A 17,397-nucleotide genomic window follows, 5' to 3' on the forward strand; every position below is an offset into this window, starting at 1 on the left:
CTCGGTATCTCCGGGTCAATCAGTCGGCGCGAATCAGGCGGCGGACGAGGCGTTCGGTGGCGGCGTCGACGTCGTACGGGTAGCCGGTGCCGGGGGTCAGGCGGTCGAGGACGAGGCCGTCGATGGCGAAGTGCAGGAGGCGGACCTCTTCGGCGCCGCCGGGGAGGCCGGCGTCCACATGGAAGGCAACGTCGGCATCGAAACCCTCGCGCAGGGTGCGGGCGAGGATCTCGTGCAGGCCGGGGCGGCGGGCGGCCTCGATGCGGAGCTCCAGCAGGGCGAGGGAGAGCTCGGGGCGGCCGAGAAGTCGCTCGACGATGTAGCGGACGTAGTCGACGACGAGGTCGATCGTCGGCGCGCGGTCGGCGAGCGGTTCGAGGATGGCCGGGTCGGGGGCGAGGCGCTCGAAGATCCGCTCGCCGAGCGCGCCGAGGAGTGCGTCGCGGGTGCGGAAGTAGTTGGACGCCGTACCGGCGGGGAAGCCGGCGGCGGCGTCCACTGCGCGGTGGGTCAGGCCGCGGGCGCCGGCCTCAGCGAGGACGGCGAGGCCCGCGTCGGCGAGCTGGGCGCGGCGTTCGGGGTTCCGGGGCACGTTGACAACTGTAGCAGCCGTCCACTACAAATGCAGTACAACAGATGTAGTGGATAGGAGCTTGTATGCAACCCGCGGCATTCGGCGCGACCGTGGTCACCGACCGGCCCTCGGAGGTCGCCGCCTTCTATCAGCAGCACTTCGATCTCCAGGTCACCGTCGATATCGGCTGGTTCATCTGCCTCCGCCGGGGTGACGCCGCCTGGGAGCTCGCGATCACCCAGCGCGGGCACGAGTCGGTGCCGGCCGCGGTCTCGGCGCTGCCGGAGAGCTCGAACGTCTTCGGTTTCATCGTCGAGGACGCCGACCGGACCGCGGCCGCGCTCGTCGCGGCCGGCGTCCGGCTGGAGACCGAGGTGGTCACCGAGGTGTGGGGCCAGCGGCACTTCTTCGTCCGCGACCCGGAGGGGACCTGGCTCGACGTGATCCAGCTCGTCGCGCCGGACCCGGAGTGGATCGCGGCCAACTTCCCTACACAGTAAGGAGAATCTTGCCGATCTGAGTGGACTCCTCGAGGGCGCGGTGGGCCTCGGCCACCGCCTCCAGGGGGAGCGTGGCGTGCACGATCGGGCGGACCTTCTTCGCCTCGACCAGCGGCCAGACGTGCCCGACCACCTCGGCGATGATCCGGCCCTTGTCGGCGACCGAGCGGGCACGCAGGCCGGTGGCGGTCACCGACGCGCGGCGGCTGAGCAGCCGGCCGAGATCGAGCTCGCCCTTGGCGCCGCCCTGCATCCCGATCACCACCAGCCGGCCGTCGTACGCGAGCGATTTCACGTTGTCGGACAGGTACTTCGCGCCGATGATGTCGAGGATGACGTCGGCGCCGGCGTCCTTGGTCGCCTCCTGGACCACCGAGGCCCAGTCGGCTTCCTTGTAGTTGATCGCGACATCCGCGCCGAGCCGGCTGCAGAACTCCATCTTGTCCTTGCTGCCGACCGTCGTCAGGACGCGAGCGCCGTGCGCGACGGCGAGCTGAATCGCCATCGTCCCGATCCCGGACGCGCCGCCGTGCACGAGCAGCGTCTCACCCTGTTTGAGGTGGGCGCCCATGAACACGTTCGACCAGACGGTCGCCACGACCTCCGGCAGCGCGGCCGCGCTGACCAGATCGACCCCGGCCGGCACCGGCATCACCTGCGGCGCCGGGACGACGACCTTCGCGGCGTACCCGCCACCAGCGAGCAGCGCGCAGCACTCGTCGCCGACCGCCCAGCCCTCGACCTCGGCGCCGACGGCCGCGATCCGGCCGGACACCTCGAGCCCGATCGTCCCCGGCGCGCCGGGCGGCGGCGGGTAGAAACCCTGCCGCTGCAACAGATCCGCCCGGTTCACGCCCGCGGCGACGACGTCGATCACGACCTCGTCGACCGCCGGCGTCGGATCCGGAATCTCTCCGACGGTCAGTACGTCGATCCCGCCGGCACCTTCACAAACGACAGCTCGCATACCTCACACCGTACCGGCGATCAGCGCGGCGATCCCGTCCAGATGAGCGTCTTCGCCTATCGAGGCGAACCAGTCCCAGAGCTCCAGCCAATGGAAGACCTGGTAGAGGTCGATCACCTCGGCCGGGAACTCGCCGTACCCGTCGATCAGGCCCTGGAGTTTCGTCGCGTCCCCCTCGACCGCGTAGGCGATCGTCTTCGCGACGTCCAGCAACGGGTCGGCGGCGATCGCGTTCTCGACATCGACGAACCCGGTGATCCGCCAGGTCGCCGGGTCGATCAGCAGGTTGCCCTCGTGCAGGTCGTTGTGACACAGCACCGGAGCAGCGACTGTCTTGGGAGAGCTCGCCAAGAACTCCCGAATCCGCGCCGAGAGACTCGGCTCGCCACCGAGCTGCTCGAACTCGTCGAGCTTCTTCGCGAACTGCCTTCGCAGGTAGGAGTCGCTGTCCGGCATCGGGTCCAGGACTCGGTCCACCAGATAGCCGAATGCGGTCTGCGGGATCCGATGGATCCGTTGGAGCAGTTCACCGATCTGCGCGTACACCGCTCGCTGATCCGGCGGCTGGATCTCTGACAGCGGCACGCCGTCGAGCTTCGTGAGCACGGTGAACGCATCCTGCTCACCGGCCGGCTCCGCGTGGATGACCTGTGGAACTTCGTCGCTGAACTCTGTCGCGAGCAGTCCGTAGATGTGGACCTCTTTGGCCTGCTTCCAGGCCCACTCCGGCTTGTAGACCTTCACAATGACCGGCGCCTCGCCGGCGCATTCCGCCTCGAAGACGGCACTCAGCTGTCCGCCAGTCCGCTTGCGTACGCCGGTCACCTGGCTGTTCGGCCGCGCCTTGGCCACCATCGCGTCGACATCCACGTTTCGACGGTAAGTGCGGCGTCCAGCGGTTTTAGTCGTCCAGGTCGGCCCAGGTGTCGACGTCGTCGCCGGCGTGGGTCGGGTCGGTCCAGAGGAGGTTCAGATCGGCGGTGAGTCGGCGTACGGACTGGTCGCGCGGATCGCCGAGTCGGTGGATCGCTGCGGTCAGGGAGGCGCGTTTGTACGCCGCGGCGAGCCACTGCTCGCGTCCGTCGCTATCGCGTAGGCCGCAGCCGTCGGACTGGTTGATCTCGCTCAGCAGACGGGCCACGTCGTCCGCGGTCACCCAGGGGAGGTCGCAGCTCAGGACTACTACCGCTGGGGCGTGTCCGTGTTGGAGGCCGGCGGCTAGTCCTGCGACTGGTCCGCCGCCGGGTGGGTCTTCCTGGGTCCACTCCACCTGGCGGTACGTCGTTCGTCGCGGACCGACCACCACGGTCTGTTGGGCGCGCTCAACGGCTCGGACGACGCGGTCCAAGAATGTGACGCCGTCCAGGACGACCATCGCCTTGTCCACGCCGCCGAGTCGGCGTCCGCCGCCGCCTGCCACCACCACCGCATCGAACTCCACACCCGCAGTCTGCCGGTTTCTGCGGCACCATGGGGAGATGAGGATCGCGGTGGTGCAGGCGGCCGGGAGTGCGGACAAGGCGGCCAACCGAGAGCTGGTGACCCGGCTGGTCGCCGAAGCGGCAGCAGACCGACCTGACCTGGTCGTGCTGCCAGAGGCGATCATGCTCGACTTCGCCGCCGAGGGCGGGTCGGTGGCGGCAGAGGCAGAGCCGCTGGACGGCGAGTTCGTCGCCACGCTGCGCAAGAGCGCCGTCGAGCACGGCGTTGCGATCGTGGCCGGCATGTTCGAACGCAGCTGTGACCAGGCGCGTCCGTACAACACCCTCCTCGCCGTCGGCGCAGACGGCGCTCTCCTCGGCGCCTACCGCAAGATCCACCTGTACGACGCGTTCGGCTACAAGGAGTCCGACCAGCTCACGCCGGGCGACGTCGTTCCTGTGGTCGTCAAAGTCGCCGGCCGAACGCTGGGCCTGATGACCTGCTACGACCTGCGCTTCCCGGAGCTCTCGCGGGCCCTCGTGGACGCCGGAGCCGAAGTCCTGTTGGTGCCTGCCGCCTGGGTCCGCGGACCGCTCAAAGAGCACCACTGGACCACGCTGCTCACCGCCCGAGCCATCGAGAACACCTGCTACGTCGCTGCCGCCGCCCAGAACGGCAAGAAGTACTCCGGCCGCAGCCAGATCATCGACCCGCAGGGCATCGCCGTCGCCGCTCTGGCCGAGGCCGACGGCCACGTGGCGGCCGAAATCTCCCCTGAGCGTCTGACCGCCGTCCGCCGCCAGAACCCCTCGCTCTCCAACCGCCGCTTCACCGTCACCTCGCGTTCTTGACGACCGGATAACCTGCCGTGGTGGACGGGTTCGATTTGTGGCACCACGGCGACCAGGAGGTCGGCGAGGGGCTCGTCGACCTCGCAGTGAACGTGCGTGCGAACACGCCTCCGAGTTGGCTCCTCGAGACGATCGCAGCGAGCCTGACCGACCTCGCGGCGTACCCACGTCAGGACGCCGCCCGCGCAGCGGTCGCCGAACGCCACCGGGTCGCAGCTGACCGCGTCCTGTTGACTGCCGGCGCGGCTGAGGCCTTCGTGCTGATCGCCCGCACCTTCCGGCCCCGGCACGCGGTCGTCGTGCACCCCCAGTTCACCGAGCCTGAAGCGGCGCTCCGCTCCGCGGGTCACCTGGTCGACCGGGTAGTACTGCGTCCTGAGGATGGTTTCGTCCTCGACCCGCGGCAGATCCCGGCTGACGCCGACCTGGTCGTCATCGGGAACCCGACCAACCCGACGTCCGTGCTGCATCCCGCCGACACCCTCCGCGAGCTGGCGCGCCCGGACCGCATTCTGGTGGTCGACGAGGCCTTCATGGATGCGGTGCCCGGTGAGCCGGAGTCCCTCGTCGGTGCGTCTATCCCCGGTCTGGTCGTCATCCGCAGCCTGACGAAGACCTGGGGCCTGGCCGGGCTCCGCGTCGGTTACGTGCTCGCTGCACCTGGAGTGATTGAGCAGCTGTCCGCCGTCCAGCCGCACTGGCCGGTATCCACGCCCGCGCTCGCTGCTGCGATTGCCTGCAGCAATGAACACGCGGTGGCCGAAGCCGCTCGGGCGGCTGCGGACCTCGAGCGCCAGCGAGCTCACCTCCTCGGCAACCTGACGGCCGCGCGCACGTACGGCGTCCCGCGCGGCCCGTTCGTCCTCGTCCAGGTCGACGGCGGCGTCGTCCTCCGAGAGTCCTTACGGGCCAGGGGATACGCGGTTCGCCGCGGCGACACGTTCCCCGGTCTCGGACCGGATTGGCTGCGCATCGCCGTCCGGCCCGAAGCGATCACCGACGGATTCGTGAAGGTCTGGCGCGACATCGCCGTCGACCTGTAACTCGCGCGACGTTTAGCCCGCACTCCCGCTGCGCACCGGATGGTCGCGGAGTGCCCCAACGCACTCTGAGTGGCCATCTGCGAAGGGAACGGCATCATGAGCTTCAACGACGACGACATCAAGACCTCCTCCCCAAACGAGGAAGGCCCGGCGGACGGCGGAGCGAACAACAACACGACGGACGGCGGCGCCGATGGCGGCGCTGGCGGTGGTGCGGGCGGCGGTGCGGGCGGGTACGGAGGCTCGCCGGACGGCAACGACACCCAAGCCGGCGCCGAAGGCCCGGCCGACGGCGGCGCCGACCTGGGCAGCACCGACGGCGGCGCGGACGGCGGAGCCGGCAACTCCAGCTTCGGCTCCGGTGGCTCTGGTGACGGAGGTTTCGGCGACGGTAACGGCGGTGCTGAGGGCCTCGCCGACGGCGGCGCGGCGGCCAGTGCCACAGACGGCGGCGCCGACGGAGGCGCAGGCGGCCACGACAACGAGGGCACCGCGGACGGCGGTGCAGACTCCGAAGCCACCGACGGTGGTGCGGACGGTGGCGCAGGTGGCGTCGAGAACGAGGGCACTGCGGACGGTGGTGCGGATTCCGAAGCGACCGACGGCGGTGCTGACGGTGGCGCGGGCGGTGGCGCCGGTGGTTCCGGTGGCGGGAACTCCGGGAGCTGGTGACCACAGTGCTGGGAGCCGGACCTCGACCGGAGCCTGCAGCCGAGGCGGTCGACCGTCCGGCTCTCCGGCGCTGCGTAACGAACGTCGACCATTTCGCCAACTCCTACTGGGGTTCCCGGGCCCTGCTCACGCGCGCCCCCGACCTCCCCGCGCCGTACGACGACCTCTTCAGCCTGACCGCCGCGGACGAACTCCTCTCCCGCCGCGGCCTGCGAACGCCCTTCCTGCGCATCGCGAAGAACGGCGTCGTCGTCGGCGACAGCCAGTTCACCGGCCCAGGTGGCGTCGGCGCCGACATCCCCGACCAGGTCCGTGACGACAAGGTCGCAGCACTCTTCGCCAACGGCCACACCGTCGTACTCCAAGCCCTCCACCGCACCTGGCCCGCACTAGTCGATTTCGCCACCCAACTGGCGGCCGACGCCGGTCACCCGGTGCAGATCAACTCGTACATCACACCGCCGGAGTCACAAGGCTTCTCCGCGCACTACGACGTCCACGACGTCTTCGTCCTCCAAGTCGCCGGTCAGAAGCACTGGACCGTCCACGAACCAGTCCACCTCGACCCACTGCGCAACCAACCCTGGACCGACCGCTCCGCCGCAGTAGCCGCAGCCGCCCGCGACACCACACCAGTAGTGGACGACGTACTACGCCCAGGCGATGCCCTCTACGTCCCGCGCGGCTTCCTGCACTCAGCCAAAGCCCTAGGCGGCACCAGCGCTCACCTAACGGTCGGTCTCCACACCCTGACCCGCTATCTCATCGTCCAAGAGCTGACCAATCTGGCCGCCAACGAACCTGCCCTTCGCTCAGCCCTCCCACTCGGCTTCGACCCCGCCGACCCGGCACAACTCGCCCAACTCCTCCCCGAGCTCAAAGAAGTCCTGATCAACCACCTCCGCAACGCAACCGCATCCGACCTGGTCCCCGGCATCCGACGCCGTACCTGGTCCGCCAATCGTCCCGAACCAATCGCCCCGCTGGCACACGCGGCAGCCATCAAGTCTCTGGCCATCGGCAGCACAGTCCGCCGCCGAGCCAACCTTCACTACCACCTGACTCCCGGCGACCCGACAGTCCTGCACCTACCCGACCGCCGCATCTCCCTCCCCGCCGCGACCAGCGAAGCCCTGACCACCCTCCTGAACGGTCAAGACCACAAAGTGGGCGAACTCCCCACCCTCGCCCCCGAGGCGCAGCTGACACTCGCGCGCCGTCTTCTGACCGAAGCCGTCCTGACGACCACCTCCTGATGAGCTTGTGGGCGGTTCTCCGTCGCCCGGGACCTCACACCCCGGGCGGCGGCATCCGGTCCGGCCGTCCACATCGGAGGTGGGAGGCTCGGCCGTCCGGATGATCCGGGAGAGAACCACGAACTAGGAAAACATTAGAACAGATGTTCGATAGTTTGCAACGAATCCTGACGCGTCAATCGGCCGGGTGCGCGGACGTCGGCAGTACGCGCGCGACGGCTGCGATCGTGACCGCGGCGACCAGCGCGAGCACTGCCGTCGCCAGCCACGGCAACTCGGGCCGCACTTCGAAAAGCTGCGCGAAGAACGCCGGGGTCAGCACGCTGGCGAACGTGAAGCCGTACTGCCAGTAGGAGAGGTATTTGCCGCGCCCGACGACCGGAGCCACTGCCGCGGCGAGAGCGTTGTTGGTCGCCGAGTGCAGCAGGCTCGAGAAGGCGTAAATAGCAGTCGCAAGCACCAGCACCACAGCGACCAACCCCTCCGGCACGCGCGTCAGCGACGCCATCACCAGCGCCCACACCGCCCAGCCGACTCCGCACACGACTAGTACCGTCGTCCGCCGACGCGACTCGGTCCGCCGGACGACGATCGTCTGCCCAGTCGCCAGTACGACCGACACCCCGGCCAGCAGTACGCCGACCAACCACTCCGGTGCCGGAAGCGCGTCCGTGACGTATACCGGCAGGCCAATGCCGAGCATCATCATGGCCGTGGCCAGCAGCGTGTTGGCCGCAATGAGCACCAGAAACGGTTTGTCCTTGCGGAGCAGCGGCGCCGGACCGGAGTCCTCGACAGTCCGCTCGTGGTGAGACGGATGCAGCCGCATCAGCAGCACACCGGCCAGACAGAAGGTCACCGCGTTCAGAGCCATTGCGATCAGGAACGACGTCGTCCCACCGATCGCCAGCAGCGCACCAGCCGCCAGACCGCCCAGCGCGAACCCGCCGGCCTGCATCATCCCGCCCAGCCCGAACCAGCGGTCCCGATCGCCCTCGTCCGCGACATCAGCCAACAGCGTGAAGATGGACGACCAGAACACCCTCTGGCCCATCGTGGTGACCAGCGCGCACAGAAACAGCAGCCAGAGCGACCGTCCGAAGAAGAAGCCGACGAACGCCGCTCCCTGTGCCCACTGCGCGCCGATGACCAGATTGCGCGGTCCGACCCGGTCGATCACCACACCGACCGCAGCCGGGGCAGCCACCGAGAACAGCGTGGCAAACGTGAGCAAGAGCCCCGCCGTCCCCAGTGGGATGTCGGCGACGCGAACGAAGTAGAGCAGCAGGAGCGGCCCAGCACACCCGCCGCCGAACGAGTCGATCGCCAACGCGGCCAGCAGCGGCACTCGGCCTCGGACGTTGGGCAGGCCGAGGGAGATCGCGGATGGCATGCGTCCACTCATACATGCCGCAGAGGCCGCCAGGCCACTGCGGTCATCAACACCATGGCACCGAAAGCTCCCACAAACGGAGCGGTCAGCCCGTACTGCTGAGCAAGGACGCCGCCGAGCGCAGAGCCGATCGCAGCACCACCAACCGATGCCAGCAGGTACACGCTGTTCACCCGACCCATCAACGGCTCAGGTGTCGCCAGCTGCCGCGCAGTGGTCGAAACAATCCCCCAAACCACCGCATGGACGCCGAACACCGCCATAGTCGCCCCAGCGACCCAAGGACTCCGCGTCAGCGCCAGAACCAGGTGGACGACGGTCTCGAGCACCAGCCCGGCCCGCAACAGTGTCAGCGTCCCCACCCGCGGTTCAAGCAGGTGGTAGACCGGCATTCCGAACACACCACCCACTGCACCCGCGGCCACGAGTAGCCCGAACTGCATCTCGCTCAGCCCCAGCCGCTCCCGCGCGTACAGCACCCAGGTCGCGAAAGCAGCGCAGAAGGTGATGTTCATGATCAGGATCGACCACGCCAACGTTCGTACGCCCGCATGCCCCCACAGCCAATGCAGACCCGCCCGCACCTCGGTCCACAACGCCGTACCAGCGGGTGCTGGCGCCGGACGGACTGAGACGCGCGAAATGAGCGCAGCAGCCGCCGCAAAGGTCACTGCGTCGAACACGAGCGGCACGCCGGCGCCAGCAGCGAACAGCAACGCGCCCAATGGCGGCCCGCCAAGTTGCTGCAGCACAGTGCCGGTAGCGAACAGTCGCGAGTTCGCCTTACCTAGCTGGTCCTTCGGCACCGCACTGACGAGCAGCGCGCCAGATGCGTTATCCGCAAGGGTTTCCGCCGTACCAAGCAAGAACAGCGCCAGGTAAATCGCCCACAACGGCGACGTCCCCAACAAAACAGCCGCACCCAGCGCAGCAAGCACCAAAGCCCGAAACACGTCGGCGGCGATGATCATCGTCCGCCGATCGAGCCGATCGACCAGCGCGCCGCTGAACAGCGCAAACAACAGCCACGGCAACTGCTGCACAAACGCCGCAGCCCCGACCGCAGCAGGCGCGCTGGTCATCGACGCAACCAGCAGCGGCCCCGCCGCCAGCAGCGCACCGTCGCCGAGATTGGAAATGATCGCCGCCGGCCAGATCCGGCGGAAGTCCGCGCCAAGCGCGGAAGGCACCACGATTTCCCGAAGGGAAGACATGAGGTATCTCCAGAGGGCATGACAAAACACGGACCGACCGGCAAACCCCGGTCATCAGCCCGATCAGCAGCGAATCAGCAAGCCGACCGGACGGCGGCAGCCACGTCCCCGAACGACCGAGACATTGCTCTCACCCCCGTCCCACACCCAGGCGGCCCCTCCGCCCTCACCCCCAGACCATACAACCCCACCCACCCCCCCCTGCGCTATCCTCAACCCTCGGCGGCAAGCCGCCAGGAGGGCTCGCATAGCGGCCGAGTGCGCTGGTCTTGAAAACCGGTATGGCGGGTGACCGTCATCGTGGGTTCGAATCCCACGCCCTCCGCTCACAACCCCGCCGGACCATGACCGGACGGGCCCGGGGTGGACGCTGCCGCCGCGTGAACGTCGGCGGCCGTGACGAGCTGACGCCGGCCGATGAACCGCCCGGTGACCAGGAGACCGGCGCTGTGCGCCTCCTCGCCTGCGTGGCTGTAGACCAGGTCGGTCACGACGTATGGGGACGACGCCTGCTTCGAAGGCGTCGACGGCCGTCTTGAGGACGCAGGACTCCGTGTCCAGGCCGATGACGACCATGTTCCGCCAACCGTGTTCTCGGACGAGTGCGGCACCCTCTTCCGAGAACAGGGAATACGTCGGCTTGTCGAGTACGGCGACGGCACCGTCCGTGAGGTCCTTCAGCTCGTCAACGAGCTCGAATTCGGGTGAGTCCTTCTGGACCAGGTTGTAGTTGAACAGCTTCTCGAACAGTGAATCGGGAGTGTTGTGCCAACGCGTCATCACGTACGGCCGTCCGGCGGCGGCCCAATCGCGAATGAACTTCGAGGCTCGCGGGACGATGTGTGCAGAGGCGGGAGAAACGAAAGCGTACTGAATGTCGACTACCGCCAGGACACTGTCATCAAGGTTGATCATTCGCCTTACCTTTCGACGTCCTTGAGAACCTCGGCAGCAGCGGTCAGGTGTTCGAGTTCGCTGGTCTTCGGGATCGTAGTCCGCATCGTCGGGTGCCCTCCGCTAAATGGTGGGCGGGGGTGGGGTGGTGGTGGCTAGGGTGGGGTTATGGGGGTGGTCGGGCGGTCTTGGGGGGACTGTGATCCGGATTTGCGGGGGTATGTGGTTGGCGCTGTGGGGGCTTTGGGGTTGGCGACTCTGGGTGTTTATGTGCATGGGTCGTTGGCTATGGGGTGTTACTACCGGGCGCGTAGTGATGTGGATTTGTTGGTGGTTGTGCGTGAGCGGTTGGTTGCGTCCGAGCGGGAGCGGGTGGCTCGGGGGTTGGCTGAGCGGGCTGCGGGGCGGCCGATGGTGGGGGATCTGGAGTTGTCGGTGCTGACGGCGGAGCAGGCGGGGACGGCGGTGCATCCGCGGCCGTTCGAGGTGCATTACTCGGAGGCGTGGGCGGAACGGATTTTGGCCGGGCAGGTCGACTACGGCGACGACGGGGCCGACCCTGATCTGGCGGCGCACATCAGCGTCGTACGGGCCCGTGGGGTGGCTGTGAGTGGGCCGCCGCCGGCTGAGGTGTTTGCGGCTGTGCCGCCAGCGGACTACCTGTCGGCCGTGCTTGATGACCTCCACGATGTGTTCGACGGCGATGCGCTGTTTGAGACACCGGAGTACGGCGTCCTGAACGCTTGTCGGGTTCTGGAGATGCTGGAGAACGGGTCCGTGCTCAGTAAGGAGGAGGGCGCCCTGTGGGCGCTCGAGAACCTGCCCCGTGTGCACCGCCCGCTGGTTGAGCAGGCGCTGGCCGCGTACCGCGACGACACCCCACCCCGGTGGGACGCCGCAGCTCTCACAGCCTTCCGCGACTACGTCCTCGCAGCCAGCCCGCGCGGCTGAGCGTAAAGCTCCGAGTAGGTGTGGGCGCACCCAGATAGGTCTCCAGGCCCTGGTCGGGTGTTTCGGTCATGCCGAGGCCGATCAGGATCCGGATCGAGCTCTCGTTGGTCTCTGCGGCCTGTGCGTCGATCGCCTCCAGTTCCAGCGTCGTGAAGCCGTGGTCTACAGCCAGGCGGGCGATAGCGCTGCCCAGACCCTGCCCCCATCGGCTGGACGGCCCGACGACGTAGCCGAGCTCGCGCCGTTCCGGATCGCTTCCGTGGAGGTCGGCGTACCCGACGACGTCCGTCCCCTGAACGGCAGCGAGTCGCAACAGGTCTGGCTGCGGCGTCTCGACGATCCGGCGCCAGTGCTCCTCGCGGGCTGCAGACGGGCGGTCGACCGTCCAGCCGGCGTGTTCCCAGAAGCGCCGATCCGCGCCCCAGCTTGCGAACGTTGCGATGTCGGCCGGGTGTAGCGGTCGAAGGTGGAGCATCTGTTGAGCGTAGGGAGTGAGTGGTCGACCGGTCCAAAGGTTTGTCGATGTCGTGTCACATGATGGTGGTCCGATCCGTCAGGGACTGAGAACGGCCGGACAGATCTTTCGACGGGAGTAGATGGTGGACGAGCGGGAGCTGCTGGCGCTGGGGTTTGAGGAGCACCGGGACCACTTGCGGGGAGTGGCTTATCGGATGCTCGGTTCGCGGGCTGAAGCTGAGGACGCGGTACAGGAGGCTTGGCTGCGGCTCAATCGGTCGGATACGAGTGACGTGCTCAATCTGGCGGGCTGGCTGACCACTGTGGTGTCGCGGGTGTGTCTGGACATGCTGCGGACTCGGAAGTCGCGGCGCGAGGATGCGCTGGACACGTTCGTTCCGGACCCGGTTTCGCTGCGGTCGGTTGACCCGGAGGAGACGGCGGTCCAGGCAGATGCGGTTGGGCTGGCGATGCTGGTCGTGCTGGAGACGCTGTCGCCGGCGGAGCGGCTTGCGTTCGTGCTGCATGACATGTTCGGTCTGAGCTTCGACGAGATCGCTGAGATCGTCGGTAAGTCCCCTGCAGCGACCCGTCAGCTCGCCAGCCGCGCCCGCCGGCGCGTACAGGGCGCACCTGCCGACCAGACCGACTCTGGACGCCGCCGCGAGGTGGTCGAGGCTTTCATCGCCGCCTCCCGTAACGGCGACTTCGAAGGCCTCCTCGTTCTTCTGGACCCGGATGTCGTACTCCGAGCCGACGCCGGCCCTGATCAGCACACCGGCCCCGCCGTCTCCAAACTCGTCCGCGGCGCCCTGGCCGTCGTCGAACAGGCCCTGACCTTCACCCGCCTGGCCCCTCACACCCACCTGGCCCTGATCGACGGCAGCCCCGGCACGATCACCGTCGTCAACGGCCGCCTCCAGGCGGTGTCCACCTTCACCATCACCAACAACAAGATCACCGAAATGAACATCCTCGCCGACCCCGCTCGCCTGGCCGCCCTCACCATCGAGCCCTGACCAGACCGACCAGCCGCCGCGCCTGCGCCGCAGCAGTCCCAGGCGGGTTGCGGTGCGCGCTCGGACCACCCGGGCCGATCCACACCAGCCAGAACGCGGCCCACAGGCACCGGGCGGCGTGGAAGCGCGCCGGATCGACCGGGAACCGGGCCAGCAGCTCGTTCCAGAGCGTCCCGCGGCCGGCGAGGTGCTCCACCAGATTGGCCAGCTCGAACGTACGGCCGCCCCGGCCCGCGTCCTCGAAGTCGACGATGCGGACGCGCTCGCCGTCCCACAGGTAGTTGGCGAGGTTCGGGTCGCCATGGCCGATCACCGGCTCCTGGACGTCGGCCAGCCCGTCCGCCTGATCGAGCCAGTCGGCCGCCTCCGCCGCAGCCGAGCCGATGACGTCCGGCCGGCTGCGAAGACCTGCGAGACCGTCAGCCGTTCGGGCGATGAGGGACGGGACTTCGAGGAGCAGGAGGCCCGTAGGCGGAACGGACCAGAGGAGGGCCAGGGCGTCGCCGAGGGCGGCTAGCTGGCGGCGGGTGAGTGGGGCGGTGAGCGGCTGGCCGGGTAGGTGGGTCATTTGGACCCAGGTGGGGCCGTGGGTGAGGGGGTGGGGGACTAGGTCTGGGAGTGCGCTGGAGAGTGTGCTGAGGGTGGTCCACTCGCGGTGGGGTTCGGCGCGGGAGGTGGTGGTGAAGTGCTTGGTGAAAGTCATTGGGGTCAGGGTGTCAATTTCGCTGGGTCTTCTTCGACGTGTCAGTGAGAGCTGAGGCGAAGGAGGCAGAGAGATGACTGCGCAGGTTGTGGTGGCGGGGCGGGCGGATGTGGTGGCTGGGCTGGTGGGGGCCGGGTTCAGTGGGCGCCTGTGGTTGCCGGGGGAGGCGGAGTACGACGTGCAGCGGCGTGCGGTGGCGCCGTCGCTCGACTCGCGGCCGCTGGTCGTGGCTGAGGCTGGTGGCCGCGGCGACGTCCAGACCGTGGTGCGGGTGGCGCGGGAGTACGGCGTCCCGGTGGCTGTGCAGGCTACTGGGCACGGAACGAAGCTGCCGGCGGACGGCGGCATCCTGCTCAAGACAACGCAGCTGACTGGTGTGTTCGTCGATCCGGAGCGGCAGGTGGCTCGGGTTGCGCCCGGCGCGCGGTGGGGTGCTGTGCTGGAAGCTGCGCGGCAGTTCGGCCTGGCGCCGTTGTCAGGGTCGTCCAAGGACGTCGGCGTCACCGGCTACACGCTCGGTGGAGGTGTCGGCTGGCTGGCGCGGAAGTACGGTTTCGCGGCCGACAGCGTGCTCCGGGCGGAGGTGGTCACAGCTGACGGACGTGTCGTGACAGCAAGCGCAGAACAGCACCCCGACCTGTTCTGGGCGATCCGCGGTGGTACCGGCAACTTCGGCATCGTCACCTCGCTGGAGTTCCGCCTCTACCCCGTCCAGACCGTGTACGCCGGAATCGTCTACTACGGCATCGACCGCGCAGCCGAGATCCTGCGCCGCTACCGCGACTGGACGAAGCGCATCCCCAACGAGCTCAGCACAGCCGTCGTCCTGACCCGCATCCCCGGCACTGAGCAGCGGGCCGTCGCGATCAAGGCCCTGTACGCCGGTGCCGCGGACCTGGCCGAGCACCTCCTCAAACCGCTCTTCGAGGTAGCCGGACCGCGCCTGGCCGGTGCGCTGACGACCATCGAGTACGCCGATGCCGCGATGGGCGGGACGCCGACGCGCCACCTCGACTTCCTCGACGACCTCACCGACGACGTCATCGACACGCTCGTCGCACTCGACGACGACCCGACGGTCGAGATCCGGCACTGGGGTGGCGCGATGGCGCACCCCGGACCCGGCGCGGGCCCGGTGGGTCACCGCGCCGCGGCGTACTCGCTGATCGTCGACCGTGAGCTCCCGCCCGGCCTGCTGCCGGACTCCGGCCGCACGTTCGTGAACTTCCTCGGCGACCACAGTCGCGCGGTGACGGCGTACGCCGAAGCGGATCTGAGCCGCCTGCGTACGGTCAAACGCGCGTACGACCCGACGAACTTCTTCCGCCTCAACGCGAATCTCGAGCCGTAGACACGCAACGGCCCGGTTCCCAGGAGGGTGGAACCGGGCCGCTGCGGAGCGCGGAGAGACTCAGACCGTGCCGGTGTTGCCGTACACGCTGACGTGCACGTGGTCGTAGTGGTTGGCCGTGGCGCCGCCACGGTCCTCCATCGCGCGCCAGCCTTCGCCGCTGCGCTGGACCGTCCAGATGTGCTGCTCCCAGAGCAGCTCACTGATACCGAGCTTCTTGTAGTTCGCCTTCAGCCAGTCGGCGACCTCCTGGCCGAGGGAGCCGCTGACCATGATGTCGAGCGCGCGACCGGTCGAGTGCTCCGAGCCGGAGTCGCCGGCCCGCATCCCGCCGTACGACGTGATACTCGGGAACTTCGCGCAGACGGCGCGGTGCACCCGGATGGCGTCCTTGGTGAGGCCGCTCTCGACCGACGAGCCGGACTTGCACGCGTTCTGCGAGATCCCGCCCGCGACGGCCTCGACCGGCTTCTTCAGCGCGAGGTACTCGGCCTTGACCCAGCGGGACTTGCCGTTGCTGACGATCTCGGCCCAGATGCCGTCCACCTTGCCGGTGATCGAGACCTTGGTGCCGCGCTTGAGCACGTCGAGCAGGACGCCGGTCAGCGGGACCGTCCACACGTTCAGATCCGTGGTGGTGAACTTCGTGCCGATGATCTTCGGCGGCAGGGCGGCCGCGGCGCGCGTCTTGGCGGCGGTCGGCTTCGGGATCGGCGCCTGCTTCTTCAGGTGCTTGGCCGTCGGGCTCGCGGTCGGCTTCGGGGACTGCTTCAGGTTCAGCGGGGGACGCAGGGCATCCCGGCTGGTGGCCGCCTCGCGCGCCAGCTGCAGGGACGAGCTGGCGATCGGGGTGTCCACCTTGACGTCGTGACCGGGGAGCGCGGCCGCCGAACCCGTGGCCACGAGGGCCACTGCCGCTCCGGGGATCGCGACCTTCACGATGCCGGGCCGGATCACCTTCGGGCGCGGTTGACGGTGCCGCGCCTGTCTATGCCGTCCTGCAGTCATGCTCTTTGAACCCAATCTGCCGAGACCAAAACGTTATCGACCGGAGGAGTCAAGCACAGATCCCGGCAAGGTTCGCAATCGACCCGCGTTTTTAACGCATTACGAACACTTACGGCGGCGCGCCCGCGTGATCTGCCCGCTATCCGGATGTGATGGGACCGAGATCAAACGCTCGGATCGCACGACGCCGTGATCAAGCCATCCGTCGACGAACTCCGCGTAACGGTCCGGTGACCAGTCGCGGGTCGAACGCGGGGTGTGATCCACCAGGCGGCGCCCGGGGACGCCGCCTGGTTGACTGCCCGGTATGGACGACCTCGGATTCCAGATCCGCAGTGGTGAGGTGGCTCGGCTGGTCATCGACCGCGTGTCGAAGCGCAATGCGCTCACCCGGTCGATGTGGGAGGCGCTGCCCGGTCTGCTGGCCGAGCTGGCCGCGGACGACGCAGTCAAGGTGCTGGTCGTCACCGGGGCCGGTCCGAGCTTTTCGGCCGGTGCTGACATCGGTGAGCTGATCTCTGGCGCCGATCCGGCCGATCCGATGGCTGAACTGCGCGCATTCAACCTGCGGGCGCAGGCCGCGTTGCGGGAGTTTCCGCGACCGACTATCGCCGTGGTCCGCGGGCACTGCATCGGAGGCGGTCTGGAGATCGCAGTGAACTGTGACTTCCGGTTCGCCGCGCGGGGTTCGTCGTACGGCGTGACGCCCGCACGGATCGGTGTCGTGTACCCGCCGGCTGCTGTGCGCGTTCTGCTCGATCTGGTCGGCCCTGCGACGACGAAGTACCTCTTGTTCAGTGGAGACCTGCTGAGTGCTGAGCAGGCTGAGCAGAAGGGTCTGGTCGACAGAGTGGTCGACGAAGTCGATCTGGAGTCCACAGTCGACGAGTTCGCGGCGACTCTGGTCTCGCGGTCGCAGCTGACCATTCGCTCGGCCAAGGAGACGGTCAACGCGTTGTTGGCCGGAGCGGACGCCGACAGTCCGGCGCTGGCTCGCTACGGCGAGACCATTGCGAGTGGTGAGCTCGCTGAGGGCATCAAAGCCTTTACAGAGAAGCGATCTCCGCGTTTCCCCTGGACGTAATGCACCCCGCGGACCAGAACGGTCCGCGGGGTTTCCCCG

At 68.2% G+C, this 17,397-nt stretch carries 19 protein-coding genes, 1 tRNA gene and 1 pseudogene; 10 read left to right on the forward strand and 11 right to left on the reverse strand.

All coding sequences use genetic code 11. The features are described 5' to 3' along the window. Positions 1 to 19 precede the first annotated feature (19 nt). The gene (locus ACZ6ZD_RS09555; RefSeq protein WP_465670139.1) at positions 20 to 592 is read right to left on the reverse strand and encodes a TetR/AcrR family transcriptional regulator; all 573 of its coding nucleotides are present in this window, start codon (positions 590 to 592) and stop codon (positions 20 to 22) included. 65 nt (positions 593 to 657) lie between these two features. Here ACZ6ZD_RS09555 and ACZ6ZD_RS09560 point away from each other — a divergent pair, with 65 nt between their 5' ends. Beyond that, entirely contained in the window at positions 658 to 1,074 is a 417-nt protein-coding gene (locus ACZ6ZD_RS09560; RefSeq protein ID WP_465670141.1) for a VOC family protein, read from the forward strand. Here the strand turns inward: ACZ6ZD_RS09560 and ACZ6ZD_RS09565 are convergent. The 3 genes from ACZ6ZD_RS09565 to mobA are packed head-to-tail and all read right to left on the reverse strand — an operon-like array spanning position 1,064 to position 3,482. Continuing rightward, positions 1,064 to 2,041, reverse strand: a complete 978-nt coding sequence (locus ACZ6ZD_RS09565) for an NAD(P)H-quinone oxidoreductase (protein ID WP_465670143.1) — start codon at positions 2,039 to 2,041, stop codon at positions 1,064 to 1,066. The genes ACZ6ZD_RS09560 and ACZ6ZD_RS09565 overlap by 11 nt on opposite strands. 3 nt (positions 2,042 to 2,044) lie before the next feature. Further along, positions 2,045 to 2,911: a phosphotransferase family protein gene (locus ACZ6ZD_RS09570; protein WP_465670145.1), complete on the reverse strand. Its 867-nt coding sequence runs from the start codon at positions 2,909 to 2,911 to the stop codon at positions 2,045 to 2,047. 31 nt (positions 2,912 to 2,942) lie between these two features. Then, positions 2,943 to 3,482: a molybdenum cofactor guanylyltransferase gene (gene mobA / locus ACZ6ZD_RS09575; RefSeq protein WP_465670147.1), complete on the reverse strand. Its 540-nt coding sequence runs from the start codon at positions 3,480 to 3,482 to the stop codon at positions 2,943 to 2,945. Between the two features lie 37 nt (positions 3,483 to 3,519). Here mobA and ACZ6ZD_RS09580 point away from each other — a divergent pair, with 37 nt between their 5' ends. The 4 genes from ACZ6ZD_RS09580 (at position 3,520) to ACZ6ZD_RS09595 (ending at position 7,285) form a co-directional block, all read left to right on the forward strand. Beyond that, the gene (locus ACZ6ZD_RS09580) at positions 3,520 to 4,314 is read left to right on the forward strand and encodes a carbon-nitrogen hydrolase family protein (RefSeq protein ID WP_465670149.1); all 795 of its coding nucleotides are present in this window, start codon (positions 3,520 to 3,522) and stop codon (positions 4,312 to 4,314) included. 20 nt (positions 4,315 to 4,334) lie between these two features. Further along, positions 4,335 to 5,357: an Rv2231c family pyridoxal phosphate-dependent protein CobC gene (cobC, locus tag ACZ6ZD_RS09585; RefSeq protein WP_465670151.1), complete on the forward strand. Its 1,023-nt coding sequence runs from the start codon at positions 4,335 to 4,337 to the stop codon at positions 5,355 to 5,357. Between the two features lie 96 nt (positions 5,358 to 5,453). Next, positions 5,454 to 6,029 carry a BatC protein gene (locus tag ACZ6ZD_RS09590; protein WP_465670153.1) on the forward strand — a complete coding sequence of 192 codons (576 nt, stop codon included), beginning with the start codon at positions 5,454 to 5,456 and terminating at the stop codon, positions 6,027 to 6,029. Continuing rightward, entirely contained in the window at positions 6,026 to 7,285 is a 1,260-nt protein-coding gene (locus tag ACZ6ZD_RS09595) for a cupin domain-containing protein (RefSeq protein ID WP_465670155.1), read from the forward strand. The genes ACZ6ZD_RS09590 and ACZ6ZD_RS09595 overlap by 4 nt, the downstream gene beginning before the upstream one ends. 175 nt (positions 7,286 to 7,460) lie before the next feature. On the opposite strand, the gene ACZ6ZD_RS09600 is transcribed toward ACZ6ZD_RS09595, so the two are convergent. Together ACZ6ZD_RS09600 and ACZ6ZD_RS09605 are read right to left on the reverse strand one after the other, a co-directional pair. Continuing rightward, positions 7,461 to 8,678: an MFS transporter gene (locus ACZ6ZD_RS09600; protein WP_465670157.1), complete on the reverse strand. Its 1,218-nt coding sequence runs from the start codon at positions 8,676 to 8,678 to the stop codon at positions 7,461 to 7,463. Positions 8,679 to 8,686: 8 nt separating this feature from the next. Next, on the reverse strand, positions 8,687 to 9,892 hold the full coding sequence (locus tag ACZ6ZD_RS09605) for an MFS transporter (RefSeq protein WP_465670159.1): 1,206 nt from the start codon (positions 9,890 to 9,892) through the stop codon (positions 8,687 to 8,689). Between the two features lie 236 nt (positions 9,893 to 10,128). Here ACZ6ZD_RS09605 and ACZ6ZD_RS09610 point away from each other — a divergent pair. Then, a tRNA-Ser gene (locus ACZ6ZD_RS09610) sits at positions 10,129 to 10,217 on the forward strand. 1 nt (position 10,218) lies between these two features. Here the strand turns inward: ACZ6ZD_RS09610 and ACZ6ZD_RS09615 are convergent. Both ACZ6ZD_RS09615 and ACZ6ZD_RS09620 read right to left on the reverse strand, forming a co-directional pair. After that, a complete protein-coding gene (locus ACZ6ZD_RS09615) occupies positions 10,219 to 10,383 on the reverse strand; it encodes a hypothetical protein (RefSeq protein WP_465670161.1) in 165 nt (54 codons plus the stop codon). A 25-nt stretch (positions 10,384 to 10,408) separates the two neighbouring features. Then, positions 10,409 to 10,807: pseudogene (locus ACZ6ZD_RS09620) on the reverse strand (cysteine hydrolase family protein); the annotation flags it as partial. Between the two features lie 309 nt (positions 10,808 to 11,116). Between ACZ6ZD_RS09620 and ACZ6ZD_RS09625 the strand changes: the two are divergent. Beyond that, positions 11,117 to 11,737: a DUF4111 domain-containing protein gene (locus ACZ6ZD_RS09625; RefSeq protein WP_465670163.1), complete on the forward strand. Its 621-nt coding sequence runs from the start codon at positions 11,117 to 11,119 to the stop codon at positions 11,735 to 11,737. Here ACZ6ZD_RS09625 and ACZ6ZD_RS09630 read toward each other — a convergent pair. Further along, entirely contained in the window at positions 11,691 to 12,212 is a 522-nt protein-coding gene (locus tag ACZ6ZD_RS09630; protein ID WP_465670165.1) for a GNAT family N-acetyltransferase, read from the reverse strand. The two genes, ACZ6ZD_RS09625 and ACZ6ZD_RS09630, sit on opposite strands and share 47 nt — an antisense overlap. Positions 12,213 to 12,333: 121 nt before the next feature. On the opposite strand from ACZ6ZD_RS09630, the gene sigJ reads away from it, so the two are divergent. Next, complete coding sequence (gene sigJ / locus ACZ6ZD_RS09635; protein ID WP_465670167.1) at positions 12,334 to 13,212, forward strand: RNA polymerase sigma factor SigJ; 879 nt, start codon at positions 12,334 to 12,336, stop codon at positions 13,210 to 13,212. Here sigJ and ACZ6ZD_RS09640 read toward each other — a convergent pair. Further along, entirely contained in the window at positions 13,196 to 13,915 is a 720-nt protein-coding gene (locus ACZ6ZD_RS09640; protein WP_465670169.1) for a phosphotransferase, read from the reverse strand. The genes sigJ and ACZ6ZD_RS09640 overlap by 17 nt on opposite strands. Positions 13,916 to 13,988: 73 nt before the next feature. Between ACZ6ZD_RS09640 and ACZ6ZD_RS09645 the strand changes: the two genes are divergently transcribed. Then, positions 13,989 to 15,266 carry an FAD-binding oxidoreductase gene (locus ACZ6ZD_RS09645; protein ID WP_465670171.1) on the forward strand — a complete coding sequence of 426 codons (1,278 nt, stop codon included), beginning with the start codon at positions 13,989 to 13,991 and terminating at the stop codon, positions 15,264 to 15,266. 60 nt (positions 15,267 to 15,326) lie between these two features. Here the strand turns inward: ACZ6ZD_RS09645 and ACZ6ZD_RS09650 are convergent, their stop codons facing one another. Next, the gene (locus ACZ6ZD_RS09650) at positions 15,327 to 16,178 is read right to left on the reverse strand and encodes a VldE C-terminal domain-containing protein (RefSeq protein WP_465670173.1); all 852 of its coding nucleotides are present in this window, start codon (positions 16,176 to 16,178) and stop codon (positions 15,327 to 15,329) included. A gap of 403 nt (positions 16,179 to 16,581) precedes the next feature. On the opposite strand from ACZ6ZD_RS09650, the gene ACZ6ZD_RS09655 reads away from it, so the two are divergent. Beyond that, a complete protein-coding gene (locus ACZ6ZD_RS09655; protein WP_465670175.1) occupies positions 16,582 to 17,358 on the forward strand; it encodes an enoyl-CoA hydratase/isomerase family protein in 777 nt (258 codons plus the stop codon). The last annotated feature ends 39 nt before the right edge of the window (positions 17,359 to 17,397 follow it).

It is taken from the genome of Kribbella sp. NPDC104218 (assembly GCF_055584105.1).

What these genes read in the sequence shown, in the direction of transcription:
- ACZ6ZD_RS09600 (WP_465670157.1), bottom strand. Translation starts at nt 8,678, where the DNA reads ATGCCATCCGCGATCTCCCTCGGCCTGCCCAACGTCCGAGGCCGAGTG.
- ACZ6ZD_RS09655 (WP_465670175.1), top strand. Translation starts at nt 16,582, where the DNA reads ATGGACGACCTCGGATTCCAGATCCGCAGTGGTGAGGTGGCTCGGCTG.
- ACZ6ZD_RS09645 (WP_465670171.1), top strand. Translation starts at nt 13,989, where the DNA reads ATGACTGCGCAGGTTGTGGTGGCGGGGCGGGCGGATGTGGTGGCTGGG.
- ACZ6ZD_RS09580 (WP_465670149.1), top strand. Translation starts at nt 3,520, where the DNA reads ATGAGGATCGCGGTGGTGCAGGCGGCCGGGAGTGCGGACAAGGCGGCC.
- ACZ6ZD_RS09565 (WP_465670143.1), bottom strand. Translation starts at nt 2,041, where the DNA reads ATGCGAGCTGTCGTTTGTGAAGGTGCCGGCGGGATCGACGTACTGACC.
- ACZ6ZD_RS09640 (WP_465670169.1), bottom strand. Translation starts at nt 13,915, where the DNA reads ATGACTTTCACCAAGCACTTCACCACCACCTCCCGCGCCGAACCCCAC.
- ACZ6ZD_RS09630 (WP_465670165.1), bottom strand. Translation starts at nt 12,212, where the DNA reads ATGCTCCACCTTCGACCGCTACACCCGGCCGACATCGCAACGTTCGCA.
- sigJ (WP_465670167.1), top strand. Translation starts at nt 12,334, where the DNA reads ATGGTGGACGAGCGGGAGCTGCTGGCGCTGGGGTTTGAGGAGCACCGG.
- ACZ6ZD_RS09605 (WP_465670159.1), bottom strand. Translation starts at nt 9,892, where the DNA reads ATGTCTTCCCTTCGGGAAATCGTGGTGCCTTCCGCGCTTGGCGCGGAC.
- ACZ6ZD_RS09590 (WP_465670153.1), top strand. Translation starts at nt 5,454, where the DNA reads ATGAGCTTCAACGACGACGACATCAAGACCTCCTCCCCAAACGAGGAA.
- ACZ6ZD_RS09560 (WP_465670141.1), top strand. Translation starts at nt 658, where the DNA reads ATGCAACCCGCGGCATTCGGCGCGACCGTGGTCACCGACCGGCCCTCG.